This is a genomic window from Albimonas sp., assembly GCF_055129145.1.
This window is the reverse complement of record NZ_JBSRTQ010000167.1, coordinates 1-8549: the sequence shown is the minus strand read 5'-3', so window position 1 is coordinate 8549 and position 8549 is coordinate 1. Positions and strand designations below refer to the sequence as shown.

The window sequence follows — 8549 nt, the reverse complement described above, 5'->3', positions numbered from 1 at the left end:
CGCGAAAGAGCGCAATGTGCCGTGATGAGTCTCCTGCAGCGCGCGCTCGGAACAGCCGGGGTTGGCTTGTCGGCCCCGCCCCCATATTTTCCGCCGAACCCCGGGCCGAGTCGCGCCCCGCAGGACCACCGCGCCGGGGCCGCCCGGTCAGCGCGGCCGCACGCAAGGACAGGCAGATGTTGAGCAGCCTCTTCGGGATGTTCTCGGCCGATATGGCCATAGATCTCGGTACCGCGAACACGCTCGTCTACGTGAAGGGGCGCGGCATCGTGCTGAACGAACCTTCCGTGGTCGCGTTCGCCACCAAGAACGGCAAGAAAGAGGTGCTCGCGGTCGGCGAGGACGCCAAGTTGATGCTGGGCCGCACACCCGGCTCGATCCAGGCGATCCGTCCGATGCGCGACGGGGTCATCGCCGACTTCGATGTGGCGGAGGAGATGATCAAGCACTTCATCCGCAAGGTGCACCGGCGCGGGTCCTTCGCCAGCCCCAAGATCATCGTCTGCGTGCCCTATGGCGCGACGCCGGTGGAAGAGCGCGCCATCCGCGAGTCGGTGATGGCCGCGGGCGCGCGGAAAGCCGCGCTGATCCCGGAGCCGATCGCGGCCGCCATCGGCGCCGGCATGCCGATCACCGAGGCGACCGGCTCCATGGTCGTCGACATCGGCGGCGGCACCACGGAAGTCGCGGTGCTGTCGCTGGGCGACATCGTCTATGCGCGATCCATCCGGGTCGGCGGCGACAAGATGGACGAGGCGATCATCTCCTATCTGCGCCGCCAGCAGAACATCCTGATCGGCGAGGCCACGGCCGAGCGGATCAAGTGCACCATCGGCACGGCGCGGATGCCCGAGGACGGCCGCGGCCGGTCCATCGAGATCCGGGGCCGCGACCTGCTCAACGGCATCCCCAAGGAGATCGAGGTCACCCAGGGCCAGATCGCCGAGGCGCTGGCCGAGCCCGTGATGCAGATCAAGGAAGCGGTGATGTCGGCGCTGGAAGCCACGCCGCCGGACCTCGCCGCCGACATCGTCGACCGCGGCGTGATGCTGACCGGGGGCGGGGCGCTGCTGGGCGATCTGGACCTGGCGCTGCGCGAGCAGACCGGGCTCGCGATCACCACGGCCGAAGAGCCGCTCAGCTGCGTGGCGCTCGGCACCGGCAAGGCGCTGGAGCATGAGAAGGACCTGATCCACATCCTCAACTACAAGGGTTGAGGCGGGCGGACAGGACGGGAGCCGGCGCCCCCTGCGGATCGAGGGCGGCGGCGGCCCGCCGGGACCGGCGTCGCGGCGGCGACGTGGCGGGCGCCGAGCCCGGAGATCGAGCCCGAACATCGCGCCCCGGCGTTGACCGGGGCGGATTGCGGGATCAGGCTGGCGCAAGCGGCGCCGGCGGCGCCCGCCCGTTAACGTATCGAAAACGTTAACCCATATAGATAAAACACGAACCAACACGCGGACGGACGAAATCGGCCATGGCCAGGGACGACAGCATCGCCGAAGGCGGCGCGGCGCGGGCGCTGCGGCGCATCCTGCTGCTGGTGCTCAGCCTGTTCCTGATCGCGGTCTTCGCCTTCTGGCGGCTCGACAATCCGCGCGTCGACCGCGTCCGCATGGGCATCGTCGACGGCCTGCTGCCGATGATCGAACGCGCGGCCGGGCCGCTCGATTTCCTCTCGGCGATGAGCGCCGATTTCCAGAACTTCGTGCGGGTCTACGAGCAGAACGAGGGCCTGCGCCACGAGATCCAGCGCCTTAAGGCCTGGCGCGAGAGCGCGCTGGCGCTGGAGCAGGAGAACGCCCGCCTGCGCGCGCTCAACAACGTGCGGCTGTCGCCCTCGCTCGGCTTCGTCACCGGCGAGGTGATCGGAGACTCGGGCGGGCCGTTCCTCGCCACCGGGCTGATCAATGTCGGCCGGCGCGACGGGGTGATGGACGGGGCGGCGGTGATGGACGGCGCGGGGCTGGCCGGCCGGGTCGTGGGGCTTGGGCGGCGGGCGGCGCGGATCCTTTACCTCACCGACTATTCCTCGCGCATTCCGGTGCTGATCCGGCCCTCGGGGCGCCGCGCGATCCTGTCGGGCGACGGCGGCCCCTCCCCCCGGCTCGACTTCCTCGAGGATCCCGACGAGGTGCGGCCCGGCGACCGGGTGGTGACGTCGGGCGACGGCGAGGTGTTCCCGCCCGAGCTCGCCATCGGCCTGCTGATCGCGGGGCCGGACGGGACCCCGCGCACCCGGCTCGCCGCCGACCTCGAGCGGCTGGAATTCGTGCGGGTGCTGCGTTACCGCCCCGATACCGAGATCGACAGCCCCGGCGGCCTGATCCGCCGCGGCGAACCGCTGGACGAGACCCCGCCGGGGCCGCCCGCCGCGCCCGACGCCCCTGCCGCGCCCGCGACCGAGGCTGCGCCCGGCCCCGCCGCCTCGCGCGGAACGCGACCATGACCGGCCCGGGCGCGGCGCTTCGAAAAGCGCTTTCGGCCACGGTGCTGACGATCTGCGCGCTGGCGGCGCTGATGGCGCAGCTGGCCCCGCTCGGGCCCCTGCCCGACGCGCCGATCCCCGACCTTTTCTGGTGCGTGCTCAGCTTCTTCGCCCTGCGCCGGCCGGAGGCGACGCCGCTGCTGCTGGTCTTCGCGCTGACGCTGATCCGCGACGCGCTGCTGGGCGGGCCGCTGGGCGCAGGCGCGCTGTCGCTGATGCTGGGGGCGGAGGCGCTGCGCCTGCGCGCCCGGCTGCTGCCCGCCCCGCGATCGGTGCTGGGCGACTGGGCGGCGGCGGCGTTGGTCTATGCCGCGGCGGTGGCGGTGCAATGGCTGATGATGGCGCTGACCTTCGCCCAGCCGCCCTCCCCGGCCGCGCTCGCCCCGCATGTGGCCTTCACCGCGCTGGCCATTCCGGTGGTGGCGGGTTTCCTGCGCTATGTGCTGCGGCTCGGCGCCTCGCCGCGGGAGGCCGACGCATGAGCCGCTGGCGCCCACCCCCCGTGCGATCCGTCCGGCTGACGCGCCGCGGGCTGCTGCTGCTCGGCGCCCAGGCGGGCGTCATGGGCACGCTCGCGTGGCGGATGCGCGCGCTGCAGGTCGAGGACGCCCAGCGCTATCGCCTGCTGGCCGAGGAGAACCGCATCAACATCCGGCTGATCCCGCCGGCCCGCGGCCAGATCTTCGATCGCGACGGCGCGCCGCTCGCGGTGAACAACCAGAATTACCGCGTGGTCCTGATCCGCGAGCAGGCCGGCGACGTCGAGGAGACGCTGGACCGCCTCGGCCGCCTGATCCGGATCGAGCCGCATGAGCGCGAGCGGGTGCTGCGCGACATCCGCCGCAAATCCTCCTTCGTGCCGGTGACGGTGACCGAGCATCTCGACTGGGCCGATTTCGCGCGCGTCAACGCCAACGCCCCCGCCCTGCCCGGCATCGACGTGGAGGTGGGCCAGACCCGCTTCTACCCCGAGGGCATGTCGATGGCGCATGTGGTGGGCTATGTCGGCCGCGTCTCGGAACGCGAGCTGGTCGAGGACGAGGGCCGGACGCCGCTGTTCCAGATCCCCGATTTCCAGATCGGCAAATCGGGGGTGGAGTCGCTCGCGGAGGACACGCTGCGCGGCCATGCCGGGCTCAGCCGGATCGAGGTCAACGCGCGCGGCCGCAAGGTGCGCGAGCTGAGCCGGGAGGAAGGCGCGCCGGGCGCCGACCTGCAGCTGACCGTGGATCTCGACCTGCAGCGCTACGCCATGAACCGGCTGGCGGGCGAAAGCGCGGCGGTGGTGGCGATGGACGTGGTGACCGGCGACCTGGTGGCCTGCGCATCCTCGCCGGGCTACGAGCCGAACCAGTTCGTCTTCGGCATCTCGTCCAAGAACTGGCGGGCGCTGATGGACGACCCTTATCGGCCGCTGTCGAACAAGACGGTCTCCGGCCTCTACCCGCCGGGATCCACCTTCAAGATGGTCGTGGCGCTGGCGGCGCTGGAAGCCGGGGTCATCGACAACGCCGAAAAGATCTACTGCAACGGGCGCTACAAGCTGGGCGACCGTTACTTCCACTGCTGGCGGCGCGGCGGGCATGGCAACCTGACCCTGCGCGACGGGCTGGCGCAGTCCTGCGACGTGTATTTCTACGAGATCGCGCGGCGGGTGGGCGTCGACGCGATCTCCGACATGGCGCATCGGCTGGGGGTGGGGGTGCGTCACGACCTGCCGCTGCCGGTGGTGGCCGAGGGCGTGGCGCCCACCAAGGACTGGAAGCGGGCGAGCTACGATCAGCCCTGGCTGATGGGCGACACGCTCAACACCGGGATCGGCCAGGGCTATGTGCTGGCCTCGCCGCTGCATCTGGCGGTGATGACCGCGCGGATCGCCACCGGGCGCGCGGTCAGCCCGCGGCTGGTGCGGGGCGAGGCGGGACGGCCGCTGCCCGACCCGACGCCGCCGGTGCTGGATGTGAACGTCGCGCATCTGCGTATGGTGCGCGAGGGGATGTGGGCGGTGGTCAACGACCGGCGCGGCACCGCCCGGCGGGCGCGGATCATGACCGACGGCGTGGCGATGGCCGGCAAGTCGGGCACCAGCCAGGTCCGCCGGATCACCGCGGCGGAGCGCGCCGCCGGCGTGATCCGCAACGAGGACCTGCCTTGGGAGCGTCGGGACCACGCGCTCTTCGTCAGCTTCGCGCCCTATGACAAGCCGCGCTATGCGGTGGCGGTGGTGGTGGAGCATGGCGGCAGCGGATCGGGCGCGGCCTCGCCGATCGCGCAGGACGTGACGATGCGGGCGCTGTGGGGCGGCCCGCCGCCGCTCGACGCCTACCCCCCCGACCAACGCGACCGGGTGATCCAGGAGCGCGCGCGCCCCGAGCCCGCGTCGCCCGAAGAGGTCGAAGCCCCCGACCGGCCGAGCCCGCCCGGCGACGGGTCGAGTCGGGCCTGACGCGCGGCGGGCGGTCGGGGCGGAAGCCGGCGCCCCCGGGCGTCGCGCGGATGGGCCCGGAGCGCCGGCGCCGGCGAGGCGCCGCGCGGCGGCTGGACCCGAGAGCGGCGCCGATCACACGCGGTTCGCGGCGGGGCGGCGCCGGGGTTCGCGCCGCTCCGCGGGACTTACTCGGCGACGCCGGCGAGGTAGGCGGCCACGTCCTCGCCGCCCTTGCGCAGGTTGAACGCCATGTTGGAGCGGGCCGAGCCGTCGCCGGTCTTCTCCCGGATCCAGCCGGTCGGATCCTGGACATAGGCCGCGACCTCGGCCTCGGTCCAGACCAGGCCGGCGGCGTTGGCCTCCTCGAACCCCTTGCCGTATCGAAACCCTTCCTCGGCGCCGACCTTGCGCCCGACCACGCCATAGAGGTTGGGACCGGTCTTGCCGCCCCGGACGATCACCTCGTCGCCATGGGCGATCATGTGGCAGGCCTTGCAGCGGGCGAAGAGTTTCTCGCCGGCCTCGGCATCGCCGGCCCGGGCGGCGGGGACGGCCAGAGCGGCGACGAGACCGAGCGCGGTCAGGATGTGAGTGGCTTTCATCGGGGTCTCTCTGCTGGGAACGGCTCGGGACGGCTCACGCGCTTCGCGCGCCCCGCGCCGGATCGGGCGAGGGGCGCGCGAGACGGGCCAGCCCCCGAGGTCAGGCGACGGCGCGGCTCAGGGCGCACTGGCTCCACAGCGCGTGGAGCGACTGGACCAGATGCTCGACATCCGCCTCGGAGTGCAGGGGCGAGGGGGTGAAGCGCAGCCGCTCCGTCCCCCGCGGCACCGTGGGGTAGTTGATCGGCTGCACGTAGACCCCGTGATCGTCGAGCAGGATGTCGGAGATCATCTTGCACTTGGCCGCGTCGCCGACCATCACCGGCACGATATGCGACGGATTGGGCAGATGCGGAATGCCCATCTGGTCCAGACGCTTGCGCAGAAGCGCCACCATGCGCCGCTGCTGCATCCGTTCCGCGTCCGAGGCCTTGAGATGGCGGATCGAGGCGCAGGCCCCGGCCGCCACCGCGGGCGGCAGCGACGTGGTGAAGATGAAGCCCGAAGCGTAGCTGCGCACCCAGTCGCAGAGCGCGGCGGAGCCGGCGATGTAGCCGCCCATCACCCCGAACGCCTTGCCGAGCGTGCCCTCGATCAGGGTGACCCGGTCCATCAGACCCTCCTGCTCGGCCACGCCGCCGCCGCGGGGGCCGTAGAGGCCGACGGCGTGAACCTCGTCGAGATAGGTCATGGCGCCGAATTCTTCCGCAACATCAAGGATCTCCCTGATCGGGGCGATGTCGCCGTCCATGGAATAGACGCTCTCGAACGCCACCACCTTGGGCAGCGCCGGGTCGAGCTCGGCCAGCTTGCGGCGCAGATCCTCGGGGTCGTTATGCTTCCAGATCCGCTTGGCGGCGCGGGAATGGCGCATGCCCTCGATCATCGAGGCGTGGTTGAGCGCGTCCGACAGGATCACGCAGCCCGGCAGGCGCGCGCCAAGCGTGCCCAGCGCCGCCCAGTTCGACACGTAGCCGGAGGTGAACAGCAGCGCCGACTGCTTGCCGTGGAGGTCGGCGAGTTCGGCCTCCAGGTTCACATGGTGAACATTGGTGCCCGAAATGTTGCGGGTGCCGCCGGCGCCGGCGCCGCAGGTCTCGATGGCGTGGACCATGGCGGCGCGCACATCCGCGTTCTGGCCCATGCCGAGATAGTCGTTCGAACACCACACGGTCACCTGGTGCTCGGCGTCGTTCGCCCCTGCCCCGGCGGCGTCGCGCCGGCGGGTGGCGCGGGGGAATTCGCCCACATGCCGTTCCAGATTGGCGAACACGCGATATTCGCCCTCGGCGCGAAGCGCGTCGATCTCCGAGCGGAAGAAACCCTCGTAATCCATACGGCTCTCGTCTCCGTGGCTCAGGGCGGCCGCCGGGATCCGATCGCCGGAGGGAGCCGCGCAAGGCTGCGTCGCGACGCGGACCCTGATGGGCGCGCCGCCGGCCGACGACCCCCTGTGGGCGCGCCGGGTCCCGGCGACGAACATTGCGACGAACGTCCTGGGGCCGGGGTCGCGAAATAAACATATTCGACGGCGAATCGCTTGGGTTAATTCCGCGGCATTTGGCTGCGTTTCAGGCAGTTCGGGGGGGCCCCGGACGGACTCCCCCCGATCATCTCGCGAACGGGGCGAAAAAATTTCACCGGGGCCGGCGGAACGCCTCCGGCGGGTTGTTGCGCCAGATCGAGAAGTTGAGCGCGAACGCCGTCGCGATCCAGACCGGATAGGGGGCGAGCAGCAGGCCCGCGATCGGATCGGCCTGCACCGCGAAGACCAGCTCGGCGATCACCGCGAGGAACAGCGCCCCGATCACCGCCAGCGCGACGCCCGCCCGATGCGCGCCGAAGAACAGCGGCGACCAGTTCGCGTTCAGGACCAGTTGCAATCCATGAAAAGCCAACGCCGTCAACGCCGCCTCCCGCGCGAGCTCGGCCTCCACCCCCTCGTCGCCCGACAGCGCGACGCCGGCCAGCCGGATCGCGGCCCAGGTCATCAGCGTGTAAAGCGTGGTCCAGACCACCGGAAACACCCAGTTCGGCGGGGTCCAGCGCGGGCGGATGAGGTCCTGATACCAGTCGCCGGGCTTGAACAGGGCGCCGGTGAGCGCCGCCGCCATCGCGGCGCCGATCAGGGGAACGAGGATCGCGAGGGACATGTTTTCTCCTTCCGCGGGCGTCGGCGCGCCGACGGGACAGGACCCGACAGCCCCGCTGCCTTTTTTGCGCCAAACCGACGGGTATGATAGGTAGAAGCGTCTTGCGGCTTGTCCATCTTCGATGGCTTCGTCGCAGAGACAAGCCCTCGGCGGACGTCCCCGGCGCCCCCGCCGTGTCCGTGCAGTCAGGACCGCGAGCCAGATCGCCAGCAGGTCCATGCCTGACCAAGCGCGCCTTGGGTCCAGGTCGGCCGTCGCATGACGGACGGCAGGGGCCCATGCGCCATGCATAGAGTCCAGTGCCCATGGCCCGCCCCAAAGGTCTCGCCGAAAACAGTGATCTCGCCATCGACGCGCCGAGCGCGATGGATGTGATGGAGGCCAATGCAGACGAAGCCACGGCGCTTCTCAAGGCGCTCGCCCATGAGGGTCGGCTGCGCATCCTGTGCCATCTGGCGGAGGGCGAGCGGTCGGTGACCGAGCTCGAGCGTCTGATCTCCGCCCGCCAGTCCGCGGTGTCGCAGCAGCTGTCGCGGCTGCGTCTGGAGGGGCTGGTGGACAACCGCCGAGACGGCAAGACCATCTTCTACCGCATCGCCGACCAGCGCGCGGCGCGGATCCTGATGGTTCTGCATGACATTTTCTGCGCCGACGACGCGGCAAAGACCGCGCCGGCCTCATCGGGCGTGAAATCCTGAACACACACGACGCCTCCCCGAAGACCCATCGTCACGCAGCGGCGGACCATGCCCCGGAGACGGAGCATGGCCGGAGGATCCCGGCCTCGCCCGACCGGGACGTGGCCCCGATGCTCGCCGACGCGCCGCCGGAGGTCCGGGCGGCCGACGCCGCCACCGAGGCGCGGCTGGAGGCGGCCG

The 8549-nt window shown here is 71.1% G+C and carries 8 protein-coding genes; 5 read left to right on the top strand and 3 right to left on the bottom strand.

Going from position 1 to position 8549, the window contains the following annotated elements:
• The first annotated feature begins 176 nt into the window (after positions 1–176).
• From ACTB72_RS18685 to mrdA, 4 genes are all read left to right on the top strand, one after another.
• Positions 177–1217 carry a rod shape-determining protein gene (locus ACTB72_RS18685; protein WP_463038522.1) on the top strand — a complete coding sequence of 347 codons (1041 nt, stop codon included), beginning with the start codon at positions 177–179 and terminating at the stop codon, positions 1215–1217.
• Positions 1218–1477: 260 nt separating this feature from the next.
• Positions 1478–2449, top strand: a complete 972-nt coding sequence (gene mreC, locus ACTB72_RS18680) for a rod shape-determining protein MreC (RefSeq protein ID WP_463038521.1) — start codon at positions 1478–1480, stop codon at positions 2447–2449.
• Positions 2446–2970 carry a hypothetical protein gene (locus ACTB72_RS18675; protein ID WP_463038520.1) on the top strand — a complete coding sequence of 175 codons (525 nt, stop codon included), beginning with the start codon at positions 2446–2448 and terminating at the stop codon, positions 2968–2970. The genes mreC and ACTB72_RS18675 overlap by 4 nt, the downstream gene beginning before the upstream one ends.
• Positions 2967–4934, top strand: a complete 1968-nt coding sequence (gene mrdA / locus ACTB72_RS18670) for a penicillin-binding protein 2 (protein ID WP_463038519.1) — start codon at positions 2967–2969, stop codon at positions 4932–4934. The genes ACTB72_RS18675 and mrdA overlap by 4 nt, the downstream gene beginning before the upstream one ends.
• A gap of 167 nt (positions 4935–5101) precedes the next feature.
• Here mrdA and ACTB72_RS18665 read toward each other — a convergent pair whose 3' ends face one another.
• The 3 genes from ACTB72_RS18665 to ACTB72_RS18655 all read right to left on the bottom strand — a co-directional run bounded on the left by ACTB72_RS18665 (position 5102) and on the right by ACTB72_RS18655 (position 7671).
• Entirely contained in the window at positions 5102–5518 is a 417-nt protein-coding gene (locus ACTB72_RS18665; RefSeq protein ID WP_463038518.1) for a c-type cytochrome, read from the bottom strand.
• 100 nt (positions 5519–5618) lie between these two features.
• Positions 5619–6854 (bottom strand): 5-aminolevulinate synthase, encoded by a 1236-nt coding sequence (gene hemA, locus ACTB72_RS18660; protein WP_463038517.1) that lies wholly within the window; start codon positions 6852–6854, stop codon positions 5619–5621.
• A gap of 301 nt (positions 6855–7155) precedes the next feature.
• Complete coding sequence (locus ACTB72_RS18655) at positions 7156–7671, bottom strand: TspO/MBR family protein (protein ID WP_463038516.1); 516 nt, start codon at positions 7669–7671, stop codon at positions 7156–7158.
• Positions 7672–7976: 305 nt separating this feature from the next.
• Between ACTB72_RS18655 and ACTB72_RS18650 the strand changes: the two genes are divergently transcribed.
• Complete coding sequence (locus ACTB72_RS18650; protein ID WP_463038515.1) at positions 7977–8369, top strand: metalloregulator ArsR/SmtB family transcription factor; 393 nt, start codon at positions 7977–7979, stop codon at positions 8367–8369.
• Positions 8370–8549 lie beyond the last annotated feature (180 nt).

Coding starts and splice junctions, on each gene's coding strand:
- ACTB72_RS18685 (WP_463038522.1), top strand. CDS start 177: ATGTTGAGCAGCCTCTTCGGGATGTTCTCGGCCGATATGGCCATAGAT.
- mreC (WP_463038521.1), top strand. CDS start 1,478: ATGGCCAGGGACGACAGCATCGCCGAAGGCGGCGCGGCGCGGGCGCTG.
- ACTB72_RS18675 (WP_463038520.1), top strand. CDS start 2,446: ATGACCGGCCCGGGCGCGGCGCTTCGAAAAGCGCTTTCGGCCACGGTG.
- mrdA (WP_463038519.1), top strand. CDS start 2,967: ATGAGCCGCTGGCGCCCACCCCCCGTGCGATCCGTCCGGCTGACGCGC.
- ACTB72_RS18665 (WP_463038518.1), bottom strand. CDS start 5,518: ATGAAAGCCACTCACATCCTGACCGCGCTCGGTCTCGTCGCCGCTCTG.
- hemA (WP_463038517.1), bottom strand. CDS start 6,854: ATGGATTACGAGGGTTTCTTCCGCTCGGAGATCGACGCGCTTCGCGCC.
- ACTB72_RS18655 (WP_463038516.1), bottom strand. CDS start 7,671: ATGTCCCTCGCGATCCTCGTTCCCCTGATCGGCGCCGCGATGGCGGCG.
- ACTB72_RS18650 (WP_463038515.1), top strand. CDS start 7,977: ATGGCCCGCCCCAAAGGTCTCGCCGAAAACAGTGATCTCGCCATCGAC.